This is a genomic window from Draconibacterium sediminis (assembly GCF_000949475.1).
Classification (GTDB): domain Bacteria; phylum Bacteroidota; class Bacteroidia; order Bacteroidales; family Prolixibacteraceae; genus Draconibacterium; species Draconibacterium sediminis.
Window position 1 is genome coordinate 278,438 of the sequence record NZ_JRHC01000004.1, and the last position, 25,439, is coordinate 303,876.

Annotated in this window: 18 protein-coding genes; 14 read left to right on the forward strand and 4 right to left on the reverse strand. The window is 41.8% G+C overall.

Annotation, left to right across the window (positions count from 1 at the left end):
• Window positions 1-190 precede the first annotated feature (190 nt).
• The 7 genes from LH29_RS15595 (at window position 191) to LH29_RS15625 (ending at window position 10,266) form a co-directional block, all read left to right on the forward strand.
• On the forward strand, window positions 191-874 hold the full coding sequence (locus LH29_RS15595; RefSeq protein ID WP_045031470.1) for a response regulator transcription factor: 684 nt from the start codon (window positions 191-193) through the stop codon (window positions 872-874).
• 47 nt (window positions 875-921) lie between these two features.
• Window positions 922-2,694, forward strand: a complete 1,773-nt coding sequence (locus LH29_RS15600) for a sensor histidine kinase (RefSeq protein ID WP_045031472.1) — start codon at window positions 922-924, stop codon at window positions 2,692-2,694.
• 469 nt (window positions 2,695-3,163) lie between these two features.
• Complete coding sequence (locus tag LH29_RS15605) at window positions 3,164-5,905, forward strand: TonB-dependent receptor (RefSeq protein WP_045031475.1); 2,742 nt, start codon at window positions 3,164-3,166, stop codon at window positions 5,903-5,905.
• Window positions 5,906-5,942: 37 nt separating this feature from the next.
• A complete protein-coding gene (locus tag LH29_RS15610; protein WP_045031478.1) occupies window positions 5,943-7,919 on the forward strand; it encodes an autotransporter outer membrane beta-barrel domain-containing protein in 1,977 nt (658 codons plus the stop codon).
• 145 nt (window positions 7,920-8,064) lie between these two features.
• Entirely contained in the window at window positions 8,065-8,523 is a 459-nt protein-coding gene (locus LH29_RS15615) for a toxin-antitoxin system YwqK family antitoxin (protein WP_045031480.1), read from the forward strand.
• A 222-nt stretch (window positions 8,524-8,745) separates the two neighbouring features.
• A complete protein-coding gene (locus LH29_RS15620) occupies window positions 8,746-9,099 on the forward strand; it encodes a carboxypeptidase-like regulatory domain-containing protein (RefSeq protein ID WP_045031482.1) in 354 nt (117 codons plus the stop codon).
• A 219-nt stretch (window positions 9,100-9,318) separates the two neighbouring features.
• Window positions 9,319-10,266 carry a lipoate--protein ligase gene (locus LH29_RS15625; protein WP_045031484.1) on the forward strand — a complete coding sequence of 316 codons (948 nt, stop codon included), beginning with the start codon at window positions 9,319-9,321 and terminating at the stop codon, window positions 10,264-10,266.
• 68 nt (window positions 10,267-10,334) lie between these two features.
• Here the strand turns inward: LH29_RS15625 and LH29_RS15630 are convergent, their stop codons facing one another.
• Window positions 10,335-11,711, reverse strand: a complete 1,377-nt coding sequence (locus LH29_RS15630) for a TrpB-like pyridoxal phosphate-dependent enzyme (protein WP_045031486.1) — start codon at window positions 11,709-11,711, stop codon at window positions 10,335-10,337.
• A 339-nt stretch (window positions 11,712-12,050) separates the two neighbouring features.
• On the opposite strand from LH29_RS15630, the gene ybaK reads away from it, so the two are divergent.
• The 5 genes from ybaK (at window position 12,051) to LH29_RS15655 (ending at window position 15,347) form a co-directional block, all read left to right on the forward strand.
• Window positions 12,051-12,524 (forward strand): Cys-tRNA(Pro) deacylase, encoded by a 474-nt coding sequence (gene ybaK / locus LH29_RS15635; protein ID WP_045031488.1) that lies wholly within the window; start codon window positions 12,051-12,053, stop codon window positions 12,522-12,524.
• Window positions 12,525-12,682: 158 nt separating this feature from the next.
• Window positions 12,683-13,684 (forward strand): tryptophan--tRNA ligase, encoded by a 1,002-nt coding sequence (trpS, locus tag LH29_RS15640; RefSeq protein WP_045031490.1) that lies wholly within the window; start codon window positions 12,683-12,685, stop codon window positions 13,682-13,684.
• 97 nt (window positions 13,685-13,781) lie between these two features.
• The gene (locus tag LH29_RS15645; RefSeq protein ID WP_045031491.1) at window positions 13,782-14,357 is read left to right on the forward strand and encodes a PhnA domain-containing protein; all 576 of its coding nucleotides are present in this window, start codon (window positions 13,782-13,784) and stop codon (window positions 14,355-14,357) included.
• Window positions 14,358-14,457: 100 nt separating this feature from the next.
• Complete coding sequence (locus LH29_RS15650; protein ID WP_052671012.1) at window positions 14,458-15,102, forward strand: class I SAM-dependent methyltransferase; 645 nt, start codon at window positions 14,458-14,460, stop codon at window positions 15,100-15,102.
• Between the two features lie 2 nt (window positions 15,103-15,104).
• Complete coding sequence (locus LH29_RS15655) at window positions 15,105-15,347, forward strand: YkoF family thiamine/hydroxymethylpyrimidine-binding protein (protein WP_045031493.1); 243 nt, start codon at window positions 15,105-15,107, stop codon at window positions 15,345-15,347.
• A 94-nt stretch (window positions 15,348-15,441) separates the two neighbouring features.
• On the opposite strand, the gene LH29_RS15660 is transcribed toward LH29_RS15655, so the two are convergent.
• The 3 genes from LH29_RS15660 to LH29_RS15670 all read right to left on the reverse strand — a co-directional run bounded on the left by LH29_RS15660 (window position 15,442) and on the right by LH29_RS15670 (window position 21,607).
• Window positions 15,442-16,755: a sulfatase-like hydrolase/transferase gene (locus LH29_RS15660; protein WP_198152476.1), complete on the reverse strand. Its 1,314-nt coding sequence runs from the start codon at window positions 16,753-16,755 to the stop codon at window positions 15,442-15,444.
• 65 nt (window positions 16,756-16,820) lie between these two features.
• A complete protein-coding gene (locus tag LH29_RS15665; protein WP_045031495.1) occupies window positions 16,821-20,222 on the reverse strand; it encodes a DUF1080 domain-containing protein in 3,402 nt (1,133 codons plus the stop codon).
• A gap of 116 nt (window positions 20,223-20,338) precedes the next feature.
• Window positions 20,339-21,607, reverse strand: coding sequence for a Gfo/Idh/MocA family oxidoreductase (locus LH29_RS15670; RefSeq protein ID WP_045031497.1), 1,269 nt, complete (start codon window positions 21,605-21,607; stop codon window positions 20,339-20,341).
• A gap of 260 nt (window positions 21,608-21,867) precedes the next feature.
• Here LH29_RS15670 and LH29_RS15675 point away from each other — a divergent pair, with 260 nt between their 5' ends.
• Together LH29_RS15675 and LH29_RS15680 are read left to right on the forward strand one after the other, a co-directional pair.
• Window positions 21,868-24,258 (forward strand): TonB-dependent receptor, encoded by a 2,391-nt coding sequence (locus LH29_RS15675; protein ID WP_045031500.1) that lies wholly within the window; start codon window positions 21,868-21,870, stop codon window positions 24,256-24,258.
• Between the two features lie 34 nt (window positions 24,259-24,292).
• A complete protein-coding gene (locus LH29_RS15680; protein ID WP_045031502.1) occupies window positions 24,293-25,366 on the forward strand; it encodes a DUF4249 domain-containing protein in 1,074 nt (357 codons plus the stop codon).
• Window positions 25,367-25,439: the final 73 nt, after the last annotated feature.

Sequence of the window (25,439 nt, forward strand, 5' to 3'; positions counted from 1 at the left end):
AGGAAAATACAGAAAAGCACAATCTTTGAACCAAAAATATTTTAAAATAGCCCGCTATTCTTTCAATATTTTTAATCCAAATCTTGCACATTTCTGTATTTCTGAGGTTAATATTTTGAATCGAACTCAGGTTATTATGAAGGATAATGTATTTTTAGTATCCTGAATGTTAGAGTGAAAATTAATTATCATGGGATCAAATCCGAAAATATTAGTAGTTGACGACGAAAAAGATTTATGTGAAATTTTAGAGTTCAACTTGTCAAGCGAAGGTTTCGAAACATCAGTGGCACATTCGGCCGAGCAGGCACTAAAACTGCCACTGGAAGAATTCGACCTGATTTTGCTTGATGTGATGATGGGAGAAATGTCGGGGTACAAAATGGCCGATAAGATAAGAAGGGAGATGCAGCTTACTTTGCCTATTATTTTTATGACCGCCAAAACCGCCGAAAACGATATCCTCACCGGGTTTAACGTGGGTGGCGACGATTACATATCAAAACCATTTTCGATTAAAGAAATGGTAGCGCGGATTAAAGCCGTACTGAAGCGTGGCCAACCAAATTTGAAGCAAACCAAGGTGTACAAAGTTGAAGGTCTTGAGGTAGATGCAAACAGTAAAACGGTGCAGATTGACGACGAGCCTGTTAGTCTTACCCGCAAAGAATTTGAAATAATCACTCTCTTGCTAAAACACCAGGGACAATACATTGGCCGAAATGAAATACTCGACCGCGTTTGGAACGACGATGTTATTGTTACCGAGCGAAATGTGGATGTAAACATTGCACGACTTCGCAAAAAGATTGGCAAATACGGTCAATACATAAAAGGAAAATCAGGTTATGGTTATGCGTTTAAGCAGCCATAAATTCGATAGAAAACAGATCAGAATAAAAATAATTAAAACAATACAAGGTGCCGATTCAGCAGACATTCAGACGGAAAATCTTTTACTACTTTATAGCAGTATTTTTACTGTTTACAGTAGCCATAATGTTGTTTCAGTTGCAGCGCGAGAAAAACTACAAAACGTCGCAGCTTGAAAATACATTGCGTAATGTTACCGAGGTAGCCCACAACTACATCGAACATTACAACTTAATGGAAACGCAAAACTTTAGCAGTGCAGATACCTTAAAAGTTCTCATTCCGCAAGACAACATTCGCCTGACCATTATCGACAGGAGAGGGATTGTTTTGTACGACAGTTTTGTGTACGAATACAAAAAAATGGAAAACCATTTCGAGCGTCCCGAAGTGCAAAAAGCATTGTTCGGTGGCGAGGGAGCCAATATTCGTCACTCGGCAACCACCGGAACCGACTTTTATTACTATGCCCGAAGTTACGACGACTATTTTGTACGGGCTGCCATGGTGTACGACGTAAACGTGGAGAATTTCCTGAAAGCCGAGCGTTTGTTCATCTTTTTCATTATCGCCATTTTCCTGGTCATCTGGCTGGTGATTAATGAGCTTACAAAACGCCTTTCCATATCAATTACCAAACTGAAGGATTTTGCGATAAAAGCCGGAAAGAATGAGCCAATCAATGAAGAAGAAGGCAAATTCCCTGATAACGAGTTGGGTGAAATTGGTTCGCAGATTGTAAAAATCTACAATAACCTGCACGAGGCCAACAATTCCATTGCGCTGGAAAAAGACCGCCTGGCCAATCACATGAACATTCTGAATGAAGGCATAGGATTTTTTACACCTCAAAAGAAGAAGATGCTGGTGAACAGTAACTTCATTCAGTTCGTAAGTATCATTTCTGATACGATGACCATCTCTGCCGAAAACTTTTTTACCATTCCGGAGTTTGAAAAGATCAACAAATTTTTGGAAAAGAACCTGCACAAAGACACTGAGTTCCAAAGTAACGAGTTGCCGCAAATCGAGTTTACGATTCACAAAGACGACAGTTATTTTAAACTGATGTGTATTGTGTTTGCCGATAAGAGTTTCGAGATTCTGATCACCGATATTACCCGGCCCGAAAAACGTCGCCTGCTAAAACAGCAGTTAACTTCGAACATTGCGCACGAATTAAAAACACCGCTGGCTTCAATAAAAGGATACATCGAAACATTGATGTCGAATCCGAATATCGACAAGGAGAAACAGCAGTACTTTATCGAAAGAGCCAGTAAACAGGCCGAAAGATTACATCTGCTGTTAAACGATATCTCGTTGTTGAATAATATTGAGGATGCCGGCGAATTGTTCGAGATTAAACCGGTTTATATCAAAAACATTGTTTCGGATGTGGTGGAGAACCTCGAGAGCAGAATGGCTGCCAAAAACATGAAGTGTAAACTGGATATTGACAAAGATGTGGTGGTAAACGGAAACGATTCGCTGCTCTCATCGGTATTCCAGAACCTTTTGGAAAACTCCATCAATTATGCCGGAGAGAATGTGAAAATTGAAATTCGGAATTACCTGGAAGATACGAAATTCCATTATTTCAGTTATTCGGATACCGGTAGAGGAATTCCGGAGGAACACCTTAACCGTATTTTTGAACGTTTCTACCGTATCGATTCCGGTCGTACCCGCGAATTGGGCGGAACAGGCCTGGGATTGTCGATTGTTAGAAACGCCATCCAGCTGCATAAAGGAAATATCTCGGCCCGTAATAAACCCGAAGGTGGTATTGAGTTCCTGTTCTCGCTGGCAAAACAGTAAATTCGAGAGAATAGTTAAACGCCAAAATTGATAAGTTGAAGGCTTCCGGTAGTTCCGGAGGCCTTTTTAATTGAAACCCAGGGCTATTCGGGAACACACTTTCATGGCTTTTTATTAAGAGCCCCAACGGGGCGACAGGCAATAACCCGGTGTGACTGACGGCAGTCAGGAAACGCCGGGTTAGTGGATGAAGTTGATCTCGTCCGGCGATGGAAGACGATCGAAGCTGAAAGTTGTTCCGGACGAAAATGAACCAGAACTTGTGCAGAAAGGGTAAATCATCATAATAATTAAGATTTGAAATCACTTATTGCAATAACATTTCACCTTTCCCCCGATAATTACAAAACCGTTAAAACAATGTAATACAAGTTTAAATAGTCTTTAATTCGCCTGTAATATATATCGGGTTGCTTTGCCTGTATAAATTCTATGAGTTTATAAATAAACACTGCAACTTTTAAAATATATGAAACGTTTTTTTATTAGCATTCTGTTGCTAATTCAGGTAATGGTAGTTACGGCTCAAACAGGTACAATTAAAGGAACTGTAACCGATGCCAAAACAAAAGAGGCCCTGATCGGGACCACTGTATTAATTAAAGGAACAACACAAGGAACAATTACCGATTTCGATGGAAATTACGTAATACCCAATGTAGCAGTTGGTAGCCATACCATCGCTGTTTCTTTTATTTCGTACGATACACAGGAATTTCAGGTGGAAGTTAAACCGGACAATAACGTAGAGTTAAATGTAGCGTTATTGCCGGCAACATTGGAACTTGAAGGTGTTCAGGTGGTGGCAAAAGCCAAGCGCGAGTCGGAGGCGATGTTGCTTATCGATCAGAAAAATGCCTCGGGAATTAAAGAGAGTATCGGATCGCAACGAATGTCGAGCATGGGAGTATCTGATGCGGCTACGGCAACATCAAAAATTACCGGCGTAACCAAAAACGAGGGCAGCGGCGATATTTACATCCGTGGTTTAGGCGACAGGTATTTAACTACAACCATGAACGGTTTGCCAATTCCATCGGATGATGTGGAGAAGAAAAATATCGATCTGAACCTGTTCTCAACAGATATAATCGGCAACGTTGGGATCAACAAAACCTTTGCCGTTGAAACCTATGGCGACCAGGCTTCGGGAGCCGTAAATATCGGTTCGAAAACCTATTCTGAAGATATTGAACTGGAAGTTTCGACCGGAACCTCAACCAATATTGTAAAAGATGGAACTTTTGGCAATTTCAAAGCCACGCAAAACATCAACGATGTAAATGTTTTTGGTGCGTATAGTCGCACTTACACAACTGGCGATGCTTTAAAATATCAAAGCTGGAACACTGAGGATCAGAAATTTCCGTTAAACCGTGGTTTGTCGTTAACGGGAGGTAAAAAGTTTGAACTATTTGATAACGAGTTCTCTGTATTTGCTACGCTTTCTCATTCAAACGATTTTGAATACCGCACTGGTACCTACAAAAAATACCGGTCGAATGTGCTGGACAATTCGTATACCGATGCCGAAACATTTCAAACAGAATTCAATACCACCGGTTTGCTGAACCTGGCATACGATTTTAGCAACGATCACACCTTGAATTTCAATAGTATGGTCATTTTCAAAACCGTTGACGAGTTGTACGAGCAAGGTAGAAACGGAGAAGGATACGCGTATGACCAGTTGCCACAGCAAGAAGCAGCATTTACACGCGACCAGAACTTAAAAGAAACACAGCTTATAATTAACCAGTTACTCGGAACACACAATATTACCGAAAACAACCGCCTGGAATGGGCAGTTGGATACAATATTGTTAATGCCGACGAGCCAAACCGTATTCATAACGAAGTGAATATGCTCGACGAAAATTCGGTTGGTTTTGCCTATGTAGGCGATTTCCAGCAAAAAAAGTCGATGCAAACCATTAGCGACGATGAACTGAACGCTTACCTGAAAGATAACATCACTTTTATCGATGAAGATGATAAGACCTTAAGGTTGAATCTTGGTGGAAACTTCAGAATGAAAGGACGAGACTTTTATTCGCTTCCCTACGGAGTTCGCGCTAAAAATGTAACCGTACAGTCCATCGATAATTTGGATGAGGCATTTCTGAATCTTAATCTGTACAACAGTGGCGACTTGAGAATTCGCGAAGTAGATCCGGATTTTTACGATGCTACATTAAATGTATACGCCGGATATCTTAATGTTGATTTCGGAAAAGGGAAATTGAGTGGTAACGCGGGTGTGCGTTACGAACGCGATGAATTAGAAGTAAACTGGAATGTAACCAACTATGTAGGAAGAGTTGGCAGTCTTGATGAGTCGTACGATAATATTCTGCCTGCCCTGATGTTAAAATACCAGGCTACCGAAAAACAATCGTTGCGTTTTGTAGCCAGTAAAACAATTACACTTCCTGAGTTTAAGGAATTAGCGCCCTTTGAATATGTTTCCCCAACCGGCCGTGTAACAAAAGGTAATCCCGAGCTGGTAAAATCCGACAATTACAACTTCGACCTGAAATGGGAGTTTTTCCCCGATCGTGGCGAGTTGTTCTCGGTAACCGGATTCTACAAAATGATCAACGACCCGATTAACATGGCGCAAACACGCGGATCGTCGGGTAACTTTTACTTTGCCAACACCGGCGAGCGTGCCGACGTTTACGGAGTGGAAGCTGAAGCTCGCTTTGGTATCATTAAAGCCGAAACTTCAGGAACACCAGATTTGAACATGACACTGAACGCTACAAAAATGTGGCACAGTCAGGATTTGTACGATATTTTCCAATACAACAACAAAACCGAAACCGAATTACAGGGAGCTGCCGGGTTTATTTTTAACGGTGCTTTAAGTTATTCAACCAATACCGATAATGAGTTTCAGGCCACTTTAACGGGTAACTATTCATCGGATAAAATTCTGGCACTTGGTGCACCCGAAGACTTTGCCAACAGCGCAACCTTATTCAATAACGAAATTATGGAGAAAGGATTTACTACGGTTGATCTGGTAATGAGCAAAGTGATCAATAAAACCTTTGCAATAAAGTTTTCGGCAAAAAACCTGCTCAATCCTGAAATCGAACAAACACAGGAAATTAAACCATTGTCGGGTGAGGCATTCACCGATGTGGTTAACTCTTACAAAAAAGGTATCAACCTAAGTTTAAGTCTCAAAATAAATCTGCATTAAAAAATTAGTGAAACGTATAATTAAAATTAGAGAAAAGATGAAAAAACAATTAATCAAATTTTTAGGTCTTGCTTTATTGGCAACAGCAGTTTTTGTTAGCTGCGATGACGATGATCCGATTACTCCAACGCTTACTGTTGTTGAAAAACTCGACAATGGTATAATGGAAGGAACCCTTGAAGAGAATTACACGCTTAGCGCAGGTGTTTCGTACAACCTAAGTGGTTCTTTTATTGTAGCCGATGGTGCCAAACTTACCATTCCTGCCGGAACCAACATTATTGCCGATGCGGGTGGTACAGGTGTTTACCTTGCCGTACTGATGGGTGGTAAAATCGAAATCAACGGTACTGCTGGCAACCCTGTTGTAATGTCTTCGCCAAATGCCAATCCGGGCGACTGGGGTGGTTTAACCATTTGCGGTAAAGCAACTACTACTGCCGGAGCAAATTCAGAAGCTGAAGTAGGTGGATTTATCTACGGAGGTAATGATGATACCGATAATTCGGGATCGGTGACTTACCTGGTAATTAAAGGTACAGGTGCTCAAATCAACGAAGAATCGCAATACAATGGTGTTTCCTGTTATGCCCTTGGATCGGGAACTACGCTTAATAACATTGCTGTAATCAACGGATCGGATGATGGTATCGAATTTTTTGGAGGAACTGTTTCTGTTACCAACATCTTTTTGCAAAACAACGAAGATGATGCCATCGACTGGACTGAAGGTTGGAGCGGAACAGTAAATAATGCTTACGTTGAGCACACAATCGAAGGTTTTTCAACCGTAATTGAAGGTGATAAGGACAACAACAATCCAAAAATTAACAACCTTACAGCGGTTTCTACAACCGGTGGTACTGCTTTGCAATTCAAAAAAGAGTCGGGAATGACCATCACCGGCTTATCGTTAAGTGGTTATTCAGTGTCTATCGATATGAAAGACAATGGCCCATTGGCAAATGTAATTATCGATGGTGAAGAGGCTGACCCTACAAAATCATACAATGCTCCTGCAACTGTTGATCCAACAGAGTGGACATGGATTGACGCAGAACTGGCAGAAGTTGTAGAATTGAGTGGAAATGTTGACTCGGATGTAACTCTTGATGCAAGTAAAACTTACCGTTTAACGGGTTCGTACATTGTTCAGGATGGTGCTTCGCTGACTATTCCTGCAGGAACAAAAATTCACGCCGATAACGGTGGAACTGATGTTTACATCGCAGTATTGATGGGTGGTCAGATCTTTATCAACGGTGAAGCAAACAATCCTGTAGTTATTTCTTCAGACCTTAGCCAGCCGGGCGACTGGGGTGGTTTAACAATCTGTGGAAAAGCAACAACTACTGCTGGCGTAAATGCAGAAGCCGAAGTTGGTGGATTTATTTACGGAGGAACCAGCGATACAGATAATTCAGGTTCGGTTACCAACCTGGTTATTCGTGGAACAGGTGCACAAATCAACGAAGAATCACAATACAACGGTGTTTCATTATATGCTGTGGGATCGGAAACTACGCTTGAAAACCTTGCTATTTTCGACGGATCTGACGACGGTATCGAATTCTTTGGTGGTACGGCAACGGTTACAAACATTTATGTTGAAAACTGCGAAGACGACGCTATCGACTGGACTGAAGGTTGGAGCGGTGGAATTACCAATACTTATGTATCGCACACTATCGCTGGTTTCTCAACTGTTTTCGAAGGCGATAAAGACAACAATAACCCGGTATTTACTAATGTAACTGCTATGTCGACTGTTGGCGGTACAGGGTTGCAGTTCAAAAAAGAATCGGGAGCTACAATTACCGGCTTACACATGGAAGGTTATACTATCGATCTTGATATGAAAGACGCAGGTGCATTATCGAATGTACAAATTGATGGTGCTAATCCTGACGCTACTTTAATGGATGGCGAAACCAGCAAATACACACTAAATTCAGGTAAAGATTCAGATGCCATCGACATTTCAGGATGGACATGGATTAATGCTGAGTTATAAGATTTCATTAATGTATTTAAATGACAATCAAAAAGAGGTTATAAAGCATTGATAATGCAGTGTTTATTAAAGTCGGCCTAAAAACCGATTTTAAAAGCTCCGGTTCTTCCGGGGCTTTCCTCTTATTGAGTTTACTCAAATTGAAATGAAGAAATTATTGGTTTTAGTTGGATTTTTGGCTTTGATAATCACTGCATCGAAAGCACAAAAAATTGAAGAAATTGATGGAATTTATTACAAGAATTCCAAAAAGTACACCGGAACCTACCAGGGTTATTACGATGATAATACGCTGCAAAGCGAAGTGAAGGTAAAGAATGGTGAAAAACACGGAAAAGCAACCATTTACTTTAAAAACGGGCATGTTAATGAAATACGTTCGTACAAATACAACCAGATGCACGGCAAATGGGTGATGTTTAACGAGCACGGAATTAAGGTGTCGGTTGCACGTTACAAAAACGGGAAAAAACATGGTAAATGGGTGATTTGGAACGACTACGGGCATTTGTTGTATGAACTGGAATATGATAATGGCGAAAAAACCGGAGTCTGGAAGAAATACGATGAGCAAGGTAACCTGATAAGCGAGCGGAAATACTAATTGTTTGGCTGCACAAAATAAAAACGGATTTAATTAAACTGTAATAGAAGTGTAACTACTCCGTAATTGTCATCCTGTATTTTTGTAGTACAAGATCGACAAAACAAAAAATGAATATTATGAAACGACCATGAATTTTTATTCTTCATATTAACAAACAAGAAGAATTAAAATTCATCGTGAGTTACATGAGTTACAGCTAAAAATTAAAAATATAAACGAATGAAAAAATTACTAATAGCAGCATTACTGGTTATTTCAGTTTTAGCGGTAAATGCAAAAGAAGACGATAACAAATCGAAAAGTACTGATACCGAAAGCCAGGCTACAATGATGATTTCAGGTTCTATTGCCGACGAATTATCAGGGGAGTCGCTTGTAGGTGTTGAAGTAAAGTTGGAAGGAACCGATAGGAAAGCATACACCGATTTTGATGGTAATTTCTCGTTTGAAGGAGTAAAACCTGGAGAATACAAGGTGGTTACAACTTATATTTCTTACGAGAAAAAATCGGAAGTTGTAAATGTTGATGCTAACAAAAACGATATTAAAATAAAGCTGCAATCTTCTAACTAAAGGTTGTGGTAACTTAAGATTGAATCCGCCTCTGAGAGCAGAGGCGGTTTTGACATTTTTAATATTCAGGAAATTAGTATGTAATGTTAAAGCCCGTAAATTAGCAATATGCTCCATATCACAAGAATCCATTCGTCTTTTGGCGGGTGGTTTTTTTATGCTCAAATGTTACATTTTGTAACTTACATTTTGTAAATCGCAAAATGTAAAAATTTGATTATGCTTTGTATCGTACTTAAAAACAACAATCCTTTTTACTGCCTGGCTACCGAAGAGTACCTGCTAAAAAATTTCGACGACGATATTTTTATGCTTTGGCAAAGCGATAAAACGGTTGTGGTAGGCAAACACCAAAATGCGCTGGGCGAAGTAAATTACCGCTATGTGCGCGAGAATGATATTACGGTTGCACGTCGTATTTCGGGTGGCGGCACTGTTTATCACGATGCGGGAAATGTAAATTTTGCTTTTATTAAAAATGTAAAAAGTCCGGCAGAGATTTCGTTTAAGCAGTTTACCGAACCGGTGGTTGAAGCGCTGGCTCAGCTGGATATTGAAGCCACAACATCGGGCAGAAACGATTTGCTGATTGAGGGATTGAAAATCTCGGGAAATGCCGAGCACGTTTTTAAAAACCGGGTGTTGCACCACGGTACTTTGTTGTTTAACTCCGATCTGGAAAACCTGGGAAACAGCATAAAAGTTATCCCCGGGAAATACACAAGTAAAGCGGTGCAGTCGAACCGAAGTAAGGTGGCCAATATTTCTCCGTTCCTGAAAAACGAAATGGATATTGAGGCATTTATCGATTTTCTGATTAACGTGCAATTGAAAAAAGATGGCGCTGAAAGTTATACGATTTCTGCAGAAGATGAGGAAGCCATAAAAAAGCTGGTTGACGAAAAATTTACAACCTGGGACTGGCGTTGGGGCTACTCGCCAAAATACACGTTTACCAATAAGGCGGAAATAGATGGACGGACACTGGAAATCTATCTCGAAGTAAAAAAAGGTCATATTGAGAATGCAAATCTTCAAGGCAACTATTTTGTTGAACCATACACCACTGAGTTATCAGCATTGCTAGTGGGGAAACAACATTTTTACGAGGATATTCGCGACGTTTTAAAATCGGATAACGAAGCGTTGATTTATGCGTTCTTTTAAAAACAGCAAAGAAAAAGCGCACTACAAAATGCAGTGCGCCATTCTAATATTCTAATCCTCCAATCTTCCTATTTTGGCAAAGGGTATCCTTCCAGTTTTTTCAGGTTAGCTGCAATTTCCGATTCCGGGTATTCGTAATCGTGCAATTCGCCACCTAAATATTTATTGTACCCAACAAGGTCCATCAAACCATGTCCGCTAAAGTTGAAAAGGATTGTTTTCTCTTTTCCTTCTTCCTTGGCTTTTTTAGCTTCGCGGATGGTAGCGGCAATGGCGTGTGTTGTTTCCGGAGCGGGAATAATTCCTTCGGTTTTTGAGAACAATAGACCGGCCTCGAAACATTCGCTTTGGTGAACAGCTACCGCATCCATTAAACCATCTCGCAATGCAGCACTTACCAGCGGAGCCATTCCGTGGTAGCGCAAACCACCGGCGTGAATTGGTGCCGGAACAAAGTTGTGTCCCAGGCTGTTCATCGCCAAAAGCGGTGTCATTTGTGCCACATCGCCGTTATCGTAAATAAACGGAGCTTTTGTTAAAGTCGGGCAGCTAAATGGTTCGGCTCCGATAATCTGGATGTCGGCACCATGAATTTTATCGTACATAAACGGGAACGAAAGACCAGCGAAGTTACTACCGCCGCCACAGCAGCCAATAACCACATCAGGGTTTTTAATGCCCACTTTTGCCAGCTGTTTTTTGGCTTCCAAACCAATTATAGTTTGGTGCAACATTACGTGGTTCAACACCGATCCCAATGAGTAACGGGTTCCGCCTGTTGGATCGGTAACTGCAGCTTCAACAGCTTCTGAAATGGCAATTCCCAAACTTCCCGGTGTATCAGGAAACTGTGCTAAAATATCGCGACCTGCTTGTGTTTCTGTGCTCGGGCTGGCAATGCATTTTCCGCCCCAGGTTTCCATCATCATCTTTCGGAAAGGCTTTTGATCGAAACTTACACGCACCATAAAAACTTTACACTCGATACCGCCAATTTGTGCACAGGCATACGATAGGGCAGAACCCCACTGTCCGGCACCGGTTTCAGTGGTTAGTTTTTTAATACCAAACTCTTTGTTGTACCAGGCTTGCGCCACAGCCGTATTGGGTTTATGACTACCGGCCGGCGATACACCTTCGTTTTTGTAATAGATCTTTGCCGGAGTTCCCAGCGCTTCTTCCAGTTCGTAAGCACGAATTAAGGGACTTGGCCGCCATTGTACCAGAATTTCGCGAATTCCTTCAGGAATGTCAATCCAGCGCTCCTGGCTAACTTCCTGCTCAATCAGGTTCATCGGGAAAACCGGGGCCAGCATTTCAGGACCCACAGGATTTCCATCCGGGCCAAGTGGTGGGTTCAACGGCGATGGGAGATCGGGAGCCAGGTTATACCATTGTTTTGGCATTTCCGATTCATCAAGAAAAATCTTCTTTTGTCTAGTCATGATCTATCTTTTAGGTTTATAATTAATTGTCTGTCAGAAACACAAAAAGGGACTTGCCCTACGAATACGACAAATCCCTTTTCAGTTTATAACAGAAAAAATAAGCAGCATCCCGTGTTTCCATTTTCACGTTACGCCAGTGCCATTCTTTTCCGTATATGTTATTCTTGTACATCTATTTATATCAACAGTACGTAAAGCTAATTAATATTTTATTTTGAAAAAATATTTCAGATTCTTTAACGCTTGTCAAACGCAACAGATTTCGTGCCTCTCAAAATCCTTTTCGCTTGGGGAATCGGGCAAAATTTTCAACTTTTGTGCTCAAATTCTTTTACGATGAAAAAAACAAATGCTGCCCGTTTGCTCGACAGCAAAAAGATAGCGTACGAGCTGGTTGAATACCACGTTGATGAGGCGGACCTAAGTGCCACACATGTTGCCGAATCGCTGGGGCAGAATGTTGAGCAGGTTTTCAAAACCCTTGTTTTAAGAGGAAAGAACACAGGTGTGTTTGTCGCTGTAGTTCCCGGTGTTGCCGAACTTAACTTGAAAAAGGCAGCAAAAATATCGGGGAATAAAAGCGTGGAGATGGTGCTGATGAAAGAATTACTGGGGCTCACCGGATACATTCGTGGTGCATGTTCGCCAATGGGAATGAAAAAACCATATCCGATCTTTATTCACGAAACCTGCCTGAATTTCGAATACATTTTTGTGAGTGCCGGGAAACGTGGTATGCAGATAAAAATCAATCCAAAAGATCTGATCGCCTGCACCGGAGCTCAGGTTGTCGATCTGATTGATTCGTGATTTCCGCTCGATTTCATACAATACTGCCCCTTCAGTATTAATTTTTAGACCGTAACGAATTTTATTTTTTTACTTTCCCCACTAATCTCTATTTTTGCACTCACTTAAAAAATTATCACGCTTTGCGTTATGCGCATGGCGCTTAGCAAAAAAGAAAAATGAATAAACCGACAGTTGTAAGCGGTATACGACCGACAGGATATTTGCACCTCGGAAACTATTTCGGGGCCGTGCAGAATTTCTTAAAAATGCAGGACGATTTTAACTGCTACTTTTTTATTGCTGATATTCACTCGCTGACTACGCACCCAACGCCTGAGAATTTGCAGTCGGGAGTGCGCCAGGTGTTGGCCGAATATCTGGCTTGTGGTATCGACCCTGAAAAATCAACGATATTTATTCAGAGCGATGTTCCTGAGGTTTCGGAATTGTATGCGTTATTAAATATGAATGCCTATTTGGGCGAACTGGAACGTACAACGTCGTTTAAAGATAAAGCCCGTCAGAATCCGGATAACGTGAATGCCGGATTGTTGACTTACCCTGTTTTAATGGCTTCAGACATTATTATTCACAAAGCACATTTTGTGCCGGTTGGAAAAGACCAGGAGCAAAACCTGGAAATGGCGCGCAAATTTGCCAAACGTTTTAATCGCATGTACAAATGTGATATATTTCCAATTCCGCGTCCGTATACCTTTGGTGGCGGCGATATGATTAAAGTTCCGGGATTGGATGGCAGCGGTAAAATGGGAAAATCGGAAGGTAATGCAATCAACCTTTACGAAGATCCAAAATCGATTCGTAAGAAAGTGATGCGTGCCGTTACTGATTCAGGTCCAACTGAAATGAACCAGGAAAAACCGGAAGCTGTTCAGAACTTATTTACGCTTTTGGATATCGTTTCTACACCTGATACAGTGGCACATTTTGATGAATTGTACAACAAGTGTGAAATCCGTTACGGCGACCTGAAAAAACAACTGGCAGAAGATATTATTGCCTACACAGCACCAATCCGCGAGCGTATTATTGATATTCTGCAGGATGATGCTTACCTGGCAAAAGTGGCTAAAATGGGTGCTGAAAAAGCTCAGGAATCAGCTGCAAAAACTTTGCAGGAAGTAAAAGATGTAATCGGATTTAAGAAGTTATTTTAAAAAACCATAGCAGTCGAAAGACTGAAGAAATAAAAGGATGGCAGCCGTATGAATGGAAACATAAACGGATGCCATCCTTTGTCACAACTAAGCAATAATGAGTGTAGAAAGAGAATTACAAAAGCGCACTTCGGTTTGTGAATTATGCGGATCGGAAGATAACCTGGGGGTATTTACCGTGCCGCCTGCAACACAGGAAAGCGAAAAAGACAGCATTTATATTTGTACAACCTGCTCAGGCCAGATCAACGACCCGGAGACGATGGATGCCAACCACTGGCGTTGTTTAAACGACAGCATGTGGAGCACAGTCCCTGCCGTTCAGGTGGTGGCCTGGAGAATGTTAAACCGTTTAAAAGCTGAAGGCTGGCCTCAAGACTTGCTTGATATGCTTTATCTCGACGAAGAAACAAAGGAGTGGGCCGAAGCAACAGGCGAAGGAATTGATCAGGATGATGTGGTAAAACACCTCGACAGCAACGGCGCTGTTTTACAGGCCGGAGATACAGTTGTATTGATAAAAGACCTGAACGTAAAAGGTGGTGGTTTCACAGCCAAGCGCGGAACTGCGGTACGAAATATCATGTTGGTACACGATAATCCCGAACAAATTGAGGGAAAAGTGAATGGCCAGCAGATCGTAATTCTTACGCAGTATGTGAAAAAGAATTAAGCAAACTGTTGATCGAAACAGGAAAGATGCCATCTTTTTTTACTTTATGTAGAAAGATGGCATCTTTGTTTTCGTGTGATGAGAACCAAAACCGAGAAAGATGAACGTATTTAAAAATGAAGAAATAGCAGTTGCGTACGATGACTATTACCAAACTCAGGCAGGGAAAGAAATTGATGCGATAGAAGAAAAGCTACTGGTTGAAGCGCTGCAGAAAGTGCCGAAAGGGAAAATGCTGGAACTGGGGTGCGGAACCGGTCACTGGACACAGCTGTTTGTAAACAAGGGTTTTGATGTTATTGCCACCGACATTTCGGATGCGATGTTATGCCAGGCTATTGAGAAAAATCTGGATGCCGATGTTTTGAAGGCTGATGCAGGAGATTTGCCTTTTAAAAACGAAAGTTTTGATGTGGTGGCTTCGGTAACGATGATGGAATTTGTAACCAGCAAAGATGTGGTGTTGAATGAAATCTATCGTGTATTAAAACCTGGAGGATATTTATTACTGGGTTGCCTGAATGGAAACTCACAGCTGGCAAAAAATGCTGAGAACGATCCGGTATTTAAAAATGCAGCATTCTATACTCCTAAAAGTTTGGAGAAAGCCTTAACGAAGTTTGGAGCTCCGGAGTTGACTTATGGCGTGCGTTTTGCGCCCGATTTTCGGGTAATGGACCGAACTGCGGAGAAAGATAATCACGAACCGGCTTTTATTGTAGCGCTGGTACGTAAAAACAAATAAACATGCAAGTTGCTGTTGAAATAAGCCTTTACCCCTTAAGTGACGATTTTGAAAAACCGGTTGATACGTTTTTGTCACTTTTGGCAAACAACCCAACCATTGAAGTGGAACCCGGCAAAATGAGCAGTATAATTAGCGGCGAGCTGGCTGATATTATGCAAGCCTTATCTCAGGCAATGGAAGAGGTTTTTGCACAAAGCCCGGCCGTTTTTAATCTGAAGATTTCAAATTGCTGCCCGGTGTAACCTATATTGAAAAACCATCTAACAGTCTGGAAGATGGCCTTTTTAAATTTTAATTCGAGAGGTTAGCACGTTTAATGCAGACACTATCTGAATGTTACTGCCATTTTGGATGTTTTTCCAGTTCTTTTTCCAACATCGATCTTACTTCCAACTCTTCCGTATTCAAAGAATCAGTAGGTAACGGAACCTTTTCCAGTTTATCTGATTGTAGGCTATAAAAACGTCCGTCGGGATAAAGTTTATAGTCTAATGTGCGAATAAACTGGTTTCGGTATTTGTTTACATTGGCTCCCCATTGCGGATCGTAATGCACAAATGCAGTTTCGCGCGGAACGTACTTTTCTCCACGTAATAAAGGATAAAAACTTTTGCCATCCGATTCAAGTTCGGCACCCACAACATCTGCCAGTGTTGGAAAGAAATCGCTGAATTCAATTAGAGGTTCAAAAACGGAGTTGTTTTGAATTTGAGAGGGCCACGAAACAATAAGCGGGACATGAACACCTGCATCGATGGTGTTTCCTTTGGCTCCCTGAATTGTTTCATCACTTAATTGAGAATAAATAGTTGGGTGCGTGCCGTTATCGCCCGTAAAAATTAGTATGGTATTCTCTTCGAGGCCCAATTCCTGAAGTTTATGGATAATCTTTCCTACAATTTTATCGGTGTAGGCAACCATGTCCTTAAAATAAGCTGTGTCGTTTTTGTAACGTAATTCAGGTTGGTTCCAATCTTCCGAATCGGGTGTTGGAACAAAAGGATCGTGAACCAGCACCATCGGGTAATAGGCAAAAAATGGTTTGTCCTTATTCCGTTCAATAAAATCCAGAATATAGTTCGCAAAAATATCAGGGCCGTAATCGTTGGCATTTCTCTCCAATACCTTGCCGTTTTGTTCAATTAATGGATTGGCATATCGTTCTCCCTGATCACGTCCTTTGGTAAGCTGCCATAAACAATACTCATTAAAACCGAATTTATTGGGGCGGGTGTTATCATTCCAGTCGGCAATCTGGTCTTGGTAGGCCAACCCGTTTAACTGCCATTTTCCTGCAATACAAGTTTCATAACCGGCATCTTGCATGATGTTTCCAATGGAATACTCTGAGAGGTTTAAGTGACCAAAAAAATCATAATTGCGGTAATTGTATTTCCCGGTCATAATTTTCACCCGCGAAGGAGTGCATAAAGGCTGAGAAACACAATTGGAGAATAGAAATCCTTTGGATGCTAACCGATCAATGTTTGGCGTTTTATACGAGGTTGAACCATAAGCGCCAATACATTCGTAACCCATGTCGTCGGCCATAATCAATACTACATTGGGTTTGGTCGGCACGTCGTTTGTTTGGCAGCCACAAACAAAAAGTGCAAGCATTAAAGTAAAAATGGTAGTACTGATTTTCATAAGTTAGTTTTGTAAAATGATGGCCTCATTTTGTGCGAGACCATCACTTTATTTCTTTGAATTGATTATTCGCTTAAATCCTTAATCCGGATATTCCGGAACCACAATTCTGAGCCATGTCCCAGAAATCCGATAAAACCTTTGTCGTTTTGCAGGCCCGGATGATCTTTACCATCTTTGGTTCCATGCTCGCGGGCATCGGCAATATCGCCATCCAAAATCACTTCACCGTTCAGGGTGATTTTAATTTTAGTTCCTTTCACCACAACTTCCTGTGTATTCCAGTCGCCAACCGGATTTAAAAAGCCGCGTTTGGCAGGAATAGTTCCGTAAACCGATCCGTGGTATTGATACTCGTGCAAGTTGGCATAAATAGGTGCTGTGTTATCCAGAATTTGTAATTCCATACCCACATAAGCGGCATCGCCTTCAAGCGGGGCACGAATTCCCAGACCATTATTCGCGCCCGGAGTGAGTTTAAATTCAAAACGGAAAACAAAGTCGCCGTATTCTTTTTCGGTGAACAGGTTGCCATGGCCACCCATTTTAGGATTTACCACCAATTCGCCGTTTTCGGCGTAATAGTCGGTCTTGTTTCCTTGCCATCCATTAAGGTTTTTACCGTTGAACAACGAAACAAATCCTTCGTCGATCTCTTCCTGAGTTAACCCAATTTCTTTGGTGTTAATTTCACGAACATACACATCGCGGAAAGCCAGTTCGTTGCCGTGTGCTTGCAGTTCAATGGTTCCTTCGCTAAAAATCGGAATGCTGCGGTCCCAGTAGTTGTCCATTTTTACATTGTCAACCACCAGTTCGCCATTTAGATAAACGGTTACATTTTCTCCCACCATGGTTATGCGGAAAGTGTTCCATTCATCAATCGGGTTATCGGCAACCAGCAAGGGATTGCGCACATTCTCAGGATTGTTGTTGTATAAACCACCTGAGCCAACCTGGGCACCCACTTCAACACGCGAGGTATCCCAAATCTGCACTTGCGGTGTTCCACGCAGGTAAATGCCGCTGTCGCCCTTTTTGCTAATGCGCCAGTCAACAATCATATCAAAATCTTTGTAAATCTTTTTCGAAACCAGGTTAGCACCGTGTCCGTTAAAAATGATCATTCCATCTTTTACGCTCCAGTTTTCCAACATTTTAATATTGGCTGATTCCTGCTCTTTGGCGCGCTCTGTATCGCTTAGTTTGGCAATTTTTATCGGGTTGCCATCCAAAAGCATACCTTGCCATCCTTCCAGGTTTTTGCCGTTGAACATTGATACATAACCTTTGTCTTTTAGCATCGCTTTCAGGTAATTCTGAATATTTATTTTGTCGTAAGCACTGTCTTCGCCCGACAAAGCCTGCTCAGCTTTACCCAAAATCCGACGAACGATGTCGCCCGTTAAACCGCCTTCTCCTTCACTGTTTGGCATGGCGATATTCATAATCGCACGCGAGGTTGTCGCTGTCAGCTCTTCTTTTTCCAGGTATTGCTCCAGGTACACCAACGAAAGGAATGTTTTTAAACGTCCAATGGCAGCGATCACGTTTTTCTGTTCGGCAGCTGACGAAGCATATTGCATAACCTTGCGGTATTGCAGCAGTTTCTGGTCGTCAGGAAGATCTGCACCGGCAACCCTGCGAACAAAACTTTCGAATGCCGGCTGACTGAAAGTTTCGTTACCCGATTTACAGATTTCGAATAATGGTTTTGAAGCGGCATAATCCTGCCAGTTGGTTAAGGCGGTAAATGCAGCTTGTTTCTGCTCACCGCTTGATGAATTAAAATATCCGGTAACAGTTTCAAGGGCTGTTTCGCCACCAATTGTTGGCAAAATAGGGAAGAGGCGGGCTTTTTTATTGGTTTGTTCCAATGTGCTCAATACTTTGCCGTTTGCTTTCTGCTCTTCGGCAATACCATCAACGGCAGCTATCAATGCCAGCTGTGTTTCCGTAATTTCAGAAGGTTCAGTAACAGCAAGCAACAGTTTTAATAGTGCGTCGGTATTTTCGTAAGAAGAAACTTGTTTCAGCGCGGCAAATGCAGCTGATTTTTCATCTGTGTTTGAAGACGAAGTGACGGCCAGTATGTCATCAAAATATTGCGATCCGGCTTTAGCGCCGATAAGATTAATAAAAGCTGCTTTGGTTTTTCCTGTTGATTGATCCAGATTTCCGGCAATCAGGTATAAATGGTCTTTGTCAAGCAGCGTATTCAGCACCTTTGTTGTTGCTTCAATATCTTTTCCTTGCGCCAGATGTGCAGTTAAGGTTTGAATAGCTTTACTTCCCTGTAGTTTTGCCAAAACATTCACTGCTTCAGTGCGAACAACTTCACTTGCTGAATTGAGGCTCGCCAAAACAAAATCGTTTGCCTGCGCACAACCTCGTCTTCCCAACATATCAATAATTTCTGCTTTTACTTCGGCGTTGGAAGTCTCTGCTTTCGCAATCCATTTACGCGTGTCGGCAACACCTCCCAGGTTTTCGGCAATATTTAATACTGAGTAGCGAAACGCTTTATCCGGCGAATCAACAGCCTCCAATAAAAGAGGGGTGGCTTCATAACCCAAGTTATTGGCATAAATACGAAGCGCTGTAGAATAATTGTGTAAATGGTCGCTTGCCGAATTGGCTTTAAAAATAGCTTTGCAAGCTTTTTCCATTAGTTCCAGTTCGTTTTGCTCGCCCAAACGTTTGGTGTAAGTTAGAAATGCTTCGGCTGCATTGGTGGCATCGTAATTAAAGTCCACAGCCGACGCAGCACTTAACAAGGTTTTATACGAATCGGGAGATCCGATATTTGCCAGTGCCGCCAGAGCTGTTTTTTGCATCGGCTCACTATCTGAACTACCCAATGGAGTAATCAGCGGAACGGCGCGTTTGCATTTTAGCTGTCCCAAAGCCCGAACGATGGTCATTTGTGTATTCCCTTCAGTTTTTGGGAATGCCGCAAGAAACACCTCTGCGGTTTTTGGGTCTTCGGTCGACAAAATGGTTTGTGCTGCCGGTTCTGCCAGTTGTTCATCAGTTAAGTAGCTTTTTACCTGCTCAACTGTCTTTTCGCCGGCAACCAGGTTTAGTTGATTAAGAAGATAAGTCTTTACCTCAACGTCATTCGCAGTGTTGAGTGCTTTTAAAAGGTTCTCTTCTGCAAAAACACGTTCTTCACATTTGCCAAACTGACTGGCATAACGCGAAAAACTGTTCAGCGCAAAACGCACTGCTGTGTCGTCGCCGGTGCCCAACGGAACAAGTTGTGCTGCCAGTTTCTGGTATCCTTCGTTACCCATCAAAAAGATGTCGTTCATCGCTTTGTCGCGGTGAGTCAGATTTTTGGTTGGCATTTGTGCAAGCACATCGGCAACTTTCGTGTCGAGTGTTCGGTTATCCTGTGCCATTCCGGCCATACTCAGGCAGGCCAGCAACAGGATCGTAGTAATTTGAACTATATATTTTTTCATTGTAATTAATCCTTTATCATTAATCCTTAATAATTAAATTTTTACCCCTAAATCCCCTTAAGGGATTTGTTCCATTTTCGTCGCAAATGTTTTACCCCCCTTTAGTGGGATGGGGGTCAGATCGTCCACGGTGCGCGCATTGGCTGATTGATCAGACGGTTTGCACCTTCATCATCAATAAACTCAAGTTTCTCAGGATCAAAATGCAATGTGCGTCCCAGCCGGACTGCTGTAATACCTAAGTTTACAAGCGTTGCCGACCGGAATCCGTTGGTCTCGTTCAGTGCAAACTTCTTGCGTGTTTTCACCGATTCAGAGAAAATACCGATCTGAGGTTCAGGATCAGGTAAGGTTTTAATAAAGCTTTGCAGGTTTGGAATATCCGAACGGAATCCCTGGTAGATTTTGCCGTTAGGACCTTCAATATAGGCTGCATCTTTGTCGCGGTTTTCGCCATCGAGAATGATCTGGCAACCATCGGCATAAGTATAAGTTACTCGTCGCCAGGTACCCACGGCATCGTAATGTTGCTGTGGTGCGTCAACCTCTATTTTTACCGGGCTGGTATTGTCTTTGCCCAGCATGTATTGAACAGGGTCGAGATAGTGCTGACCCATATCGCCCAATCCGCCGCCATCGTAATCCCAGTAGCCGCGGAAATTGGCATGAACGCGCTCAACATTGTAAGGTTTGTATGGCGCAGGCCCGAGCCACATATCGTAATTAAGGTTTTTCGGAACCGGTTGCGGAGCAAGGTTGTGTTTGCCCTGCCAGTAGAACTTCCAGTTGTAGCCGGTAATTCCGCTTACAGTAACTTTTAGCGGCCATCCTAAAATGCCACTGTCAATCACTTTTTTTAGTGGTTTTACATCGGTTCCCAGTCCGTAAAACTGGTCTTTAAAACGGAACCAGGTGTTCAGACGGAACATACGGCCATGCGCATTTACCGCTTCCATTACTCTTTTCCCTTCGCCAATAGTGCGTGTCATTGGCTTTTCGCACCAAATGTCTTTTCCGGCTTTTGCGGCTTCAACGGCCATAATTCCGTGCCAGTGTGGTGGTGTGGCAATGTGCACAATGTCAACTTCGGGCAGCTGGCACACTTCCCTAAAATCAGTGAATTGTTTTACATCGTGATTAATCAGGTTTTTTGCCAGTTTAAGGTGTTCGGTATCCACATCGCAAATGGCAACAACGCGTGTGCCCTCGTAAGGAATATGGCCGCGGCCCATTGAGCCGACACCAATAATTGCTTTTGTTAACTGGTCGGATGGTGCGAGATATCCGTTGCCGCCCAACACGTGGCGCGGAACGATAACCAGGCCGGCTCCTGCAGCCAGCGCACCTTTTAAGAAACTTCTTCTCGAAGTCGATTTAGTACTCATGGTTAATTGGTTATAGATTATAATTTAAAATCATTTAGTCGGATAAAAGTATAAAAGTTTTGAAAATAAATTCCTAAGAAATCAAAGACTTCTTAAAAAAATGCAAAACTGATGGTTTTAGCTTATTGCCATCAGCTGTTAACACCTGTTAGCATTTAATTGCATTTGTTAGCTTATGTTTAGTTTACTTAATATTTGTTATCATTTTTAAATTTATTGTAAGGGTATATTTGGCCAAATAAAATTTTAACCCATTTTCAATGAAACCATTTTACCTCTGTTTCGCACTATTATGTAGTGTTCATCTTGTTCTTGCACAGAACGTAACAATTAGTGGATATGTTACGGATTTAACCACCGGCGAATCGCTTATTAATGCCAATATTTATGAAACCTTAGAAAAGAAAGGTACCGTTAGTAATGTTTACGGCTTCTATAGTCTCACGCTACCCGCCGGGCAGCATAGCTTGCAGTTTTCTTTTGTTGGTTATAACAAACAAATCCTCGGTTTAAATTTACAAAAGGATACGGTAATCAATATGAAGCTGAAACAAATGGCCGATCTTGACGAAATTACTGTACACGCCTCGAAATCGAATGTTGAACGTACCCAAATGAGTTTAATTGAGCTCCCGACTGCGCGTATTGAGAAATTACCGGTTATACTTGGCGAGCCCGATGTTTTAAAAGTTATTCAGCTGTTGCCGGGAGTTCAGGCCGGTACAGAAGGCACCAGTGGAATTTATGTTCGGGGAGGCGGTGCCGATCAGAATTTGTTTTTGCTTGATGGGGTTCCCGTTTACAATGCCAGTCATTTGTTCGGATTCTTTTCGGTGTTTAATTCCAACGCGGTAAAAACAGTAAATCTTTACAAAGGAGGTTTTCCGGCACGTTTTGGCGGGCGCCTGTCGTCGGTGGTTGATATTCGAATGAAAGAAGGGAACGACCAGGAGTACAAAGGCGAGTTTTCGGTAGGCCTTATTTCTTCGCGCTTTTCGTTTGAAGGTCCTATCAATAAAGGAAAAACAGCTTTTATTGTTTCCGGCAGGCGAACATACATCGATTTATTGGCACAGCCGTTTATTCAATTAGCCAATAAAAAAGCCGATAATGAAGATATAAACGCAGGGTATTATTTCTATGATCTGAATGCAAAAATAAACCACAGGTTTTCTGATCGCGATCGTTTGTTCCTGTCGGTGTACAGTGGCAAGGATAAGGCTTATGAGAAATCTGAATTTACCTCGGTTCAGACGAACTATTCCGATAAATATAATGATAACCTTGGTTGGGGAAACATTACTTCAGCCTTACGTTGGAACCACGTTTTTAGCCCTAAGTTATTTAGTAATGCTACCCTCACCTACAGCAAATACAGGTTTGATGTTGAGAGTGATTATGAATACACTGAACAGGAACATTATGACAGGGATTATTTTCGTTATTTGTCGGGGATAAATGATGTTACTGCGAAGATAGATTTTGATTATTACCCCGCAATAAATCATTCGTTAAAATTTGGGGCCTCAAATACCTGGCATACTTTCAGGCCGGGGGTGAACCATGAAAAAACAACCATTGATGAAGATGGGTATCAATTGGATCAGGATACAACTTATGGCAATGAAAATATAGCTGCAACCGAATTGGATGCTTATGTGGAAGACAGCTGGAACATCACTCGGCGTTTGAATGCCAATATCGGGTTGCACTTTTCGTGGTTTAATGTGCAGAATACCAATTATACATCGTTTCAGCCTCGTATGGCTTTGCGTTACCTGGTTTCTGATAATTTATCGGTAAAAGCTTCTTATGCCAAAATGAGCCAGTATATTCATTTGCTGAGCTCTGCAACCATAAGCCTTCCTACCGATTTGTGGTTACCCACTACCCAAAATGTAAAACCTCAGAATTCGCAACAATGGGCGCTGGGAGCAGCTTATAAGCACAACAAGGGATACGAATTTTCGGTTGAAGCCTTTTACAAAAAAATGGATAACCTGATTGAGTACAAACCCGGAGCAACGTTTTCGGGAGTTAGCGAAGGCTGGGAAAGCAAAATTGAAACCGGTAAAGGCTGGTCGTACGGTGCCGAATTTATGCTGGAAAAGAAAACCGGAAAAACTACCGGATGGCTGGGTTATACCTTGTCGTGGTCAAACCGCAAATTCGACAATCTGAATTTTGGCGAAACATTTCCTGCAAAATACGACCGCCGACACGATGTTAACCTTGTGCTTAATCACGAGTTCAGTAAAAAATTTGATATAGGCTTAGCCTGGGTTTACGGAACCGGAAATGCAACCACCCTTGGAGCTCAGGATTATGCGGCAATGCTCCCCGGGATGGGCAGGTATCAGTCAGATGGAATGATAACTTATTACGGTGGCCGAAACAGTTACCGGATGCCGGCGTATCACCGCCTCGATTTAAGTATGAATTTCCATAAGCAAAAAAAGCACGGCGTTCGCACCTGGACAGTCGGGCTGTATAATGCATACAGTCGTCAGAATCCTTTTTTCGTGTATTGGGACAGCAAAACAATCGTTGTTCCCTCTCCTGAAGGAGATTATTATAAAAGGAAACCGGTACTGAAACAAGTGAGTTTGTTTCCGTTAATTCCTTCTGTTAGTTACACTTTTAAGTTCTAAAGTATCCTTAAACTCAAAAAATATTTCGAATACCATGAAATTCACACAAATAATACCAACACTCTTTTCTGTTCTTTTCTTATTTCTTGCTTCCTGCGAAAAGGAAATCGAGTTTAAAGGCGATGAAATAAAACCAATACTGGTGGTTAACGGCCTTGTTGTATCAGGCGATACGGTTACTGTTAAATTGTTGCAAAGCAGAAGCAAGCTTGAAGATAGTTTCGCTAATGTGGTGGTAGCAAATGCCAAAGTAGATTTATATGTCGACGATGAATTTGCCGAAACATTAAAACCCGTAAAAGAAATGGTTTATGGATCGGAAACCCCGGTTATGATCGGGAAATACACGTCGTCGGTTATCGGGGAGGCAGGAAAAAGCTACCGGCTTGAAATTGTAGCCGATGGTTTCAGCCCCGTTAGTTGTGAAACAACCGTGCCGGAAGCTATTGAAATATCGGCCTGGGATACAACAACTGCTCTTAATACAAATGGTTACGGTTACTCGGGGAGGACTGAATTTAGTATTGAATTTGATGATAATGGGCAGCAGCACAATTATTATCGCTTGCAATCTAAATCGATTGAAGGGCAGGAATTGCTTAGGTACATGCCTGATGGAATGATCATACATTCGGATACAATACTTATAAGGCAACAATATGAATGGGTTGAGATTCTAAATCCTCAACTTAACGAAGCTATAAATGAGGCGGATGAATTAATTACCGGCACTCCCACTAATCAATATGCCATTTTTAACGACGACAGCTTTAACGGGAAAAAAATGAAGTTGAGGTTTGAGCTTGGGTACAGTTCTTATTCGTATGGCTACAGCAATTATGATAATAATGCCAGTTTCAAAATCCGGGACATATGCCTGTATTCGATTTCCGAAGAATATTACGAGTATCTGAATACAGCGAATCTGCATTTTTGGCTCGATGATGATTTCTTTTCCGAACCGGTTCAGGTATTTTCAAATATTAAAGGTGGTGTTGGTATCTGGGCATCAGCAAGCTGTTCTTCTTTTTCCTTACAGGAAGGTAATTACCCAATGGATGATAAGGTTTATATAGAGGCCGATTATGGTTATGGTTATGGGTATTGATTCCGATAACCATGGCATTTTTTTGCCAATATTTATTTTACCGAATACATATTTTCTATCTTTAAATCCTTTC

Excerpts from the sequence above, each read along its gene's own strand:
- LH29_RS15595 (WP_045031470.1), top strand. The coding sequence starts at position 191 with ATGGGATCAAATCCGAAAATATTAGTAGTTGACGACGAAAAAGATTTA.
- LH29_RS15605 (WP_045031475.1), top strand. The coding sequence starts at position 3,164 with ATGAAACGTTTTTTTATTAGCATTCTGTTGCTAATTCAGGTAATGGTA.
- LH29_RS15610 (WP_045031478.1), top strand. The coding sequence starts at position 5,943 with ATGAAAAAACAATTAATCAAATTTTTAGGTCTTGCTTTATTGGCAACA.
- LH29_RS15615 (WP_045031480.1), top strand. The coding sequence starts at position 8,065 with ATGAAGAAATTATTGGTTTTAGTTGGATTTTTGGCTTTGATAATCACT.
- LH29_RS15620 (WP_045031482.1), top strand. The coding sequence starts at position 8,746 with ATGAAAAAATTACTAATAGCAGCATTACTGGTTATTTCAGTTTTAGCG.
- LH29_RS15625 (WP_045031484.1), top strand. The coding sequence starts at position 9,319 with ATGCTTTGTATCGTACTTAAAAACAACAATCCTTTTTACTGCCTGGCT.
- LH29_RS15630 (WP_045031486.1), bottom strand. The coding sequence starts at position 11,711 with ATGACTAGACAAAAGAAGATTTTTCTTGATGAATCGGAAATGCCAAAA.
- ybaK (WP_045031488.1), top strand. The coding sequence starts at position 12,051 with ATGAAAAAAACAAATGCTGCCCGTTTGCTCGACAGCAAAAAGATAGCG.
- trpS (WP_045031490.1), top strand. The coding sequence starts at position 12,683 with ATGAATAAACCGACAGTTGTAAGCGGTATACGACCGACAGGATATTTG.
- LH29_RS15645 (WP_045031491.1), top strand. The coding sequence starts at position 13,782 with ATGAGTGTAGAAAGAGAATTACAAAAGCGCACTTCGGTTTGTGAATTA.
- LH29_RS15650 (WP_052671012.1), top strand. The coding sequence starts at position 14,458 with ATGAACGTATTTAAAAATGAAGAAATAGCAGTTGCGTACGATGACTAT.
- LH29_RS15655 (WP_045031493.1), top strand. The coding sequence starts at position 15,105 with ATGCAAGTTGCTGTTGAAATAAGCCTTTACCCCTTAAGTGACGATTTT.
- LH29_RS15660 (WP_198152476.1), bottom strand. The coding sequence starts at position 16,755 with ATGAAAATCAGTACTACCATTTTTACTTTAATGCTTGCACTTTTTGTT.
- LH29_RS15665 (WP_045031495.1), bottom strand. The coding sequence starts at position 20,222 with ATGAAAAAATATATAGTTCAAATTACTACGATCCTGTTGCTGGCCTGC.
- LH29_RS15670 (WP_045031497.1), bottom strand. The coding sequence starts at position 21,607 with ATGAGTACTAAATCGACTTCGAGAAGAAGTTTCTTAAAAGGTGCGCTG.
- LH29_RS15675 (WP_045031500.1), top strand. The coding sequence starts at position 21,868 with ATGAAACCATTTTACCTCTGTTTCGCACTATTATGTAGTGTTCATCTT.
- LH29_RS15680 (WP_045031502.1), top strand. The coding sequence starts at position 24,293 with ATGAAATTCACACAAATAATACCAACACTCTTTTCTGTTCTTTTCTTA.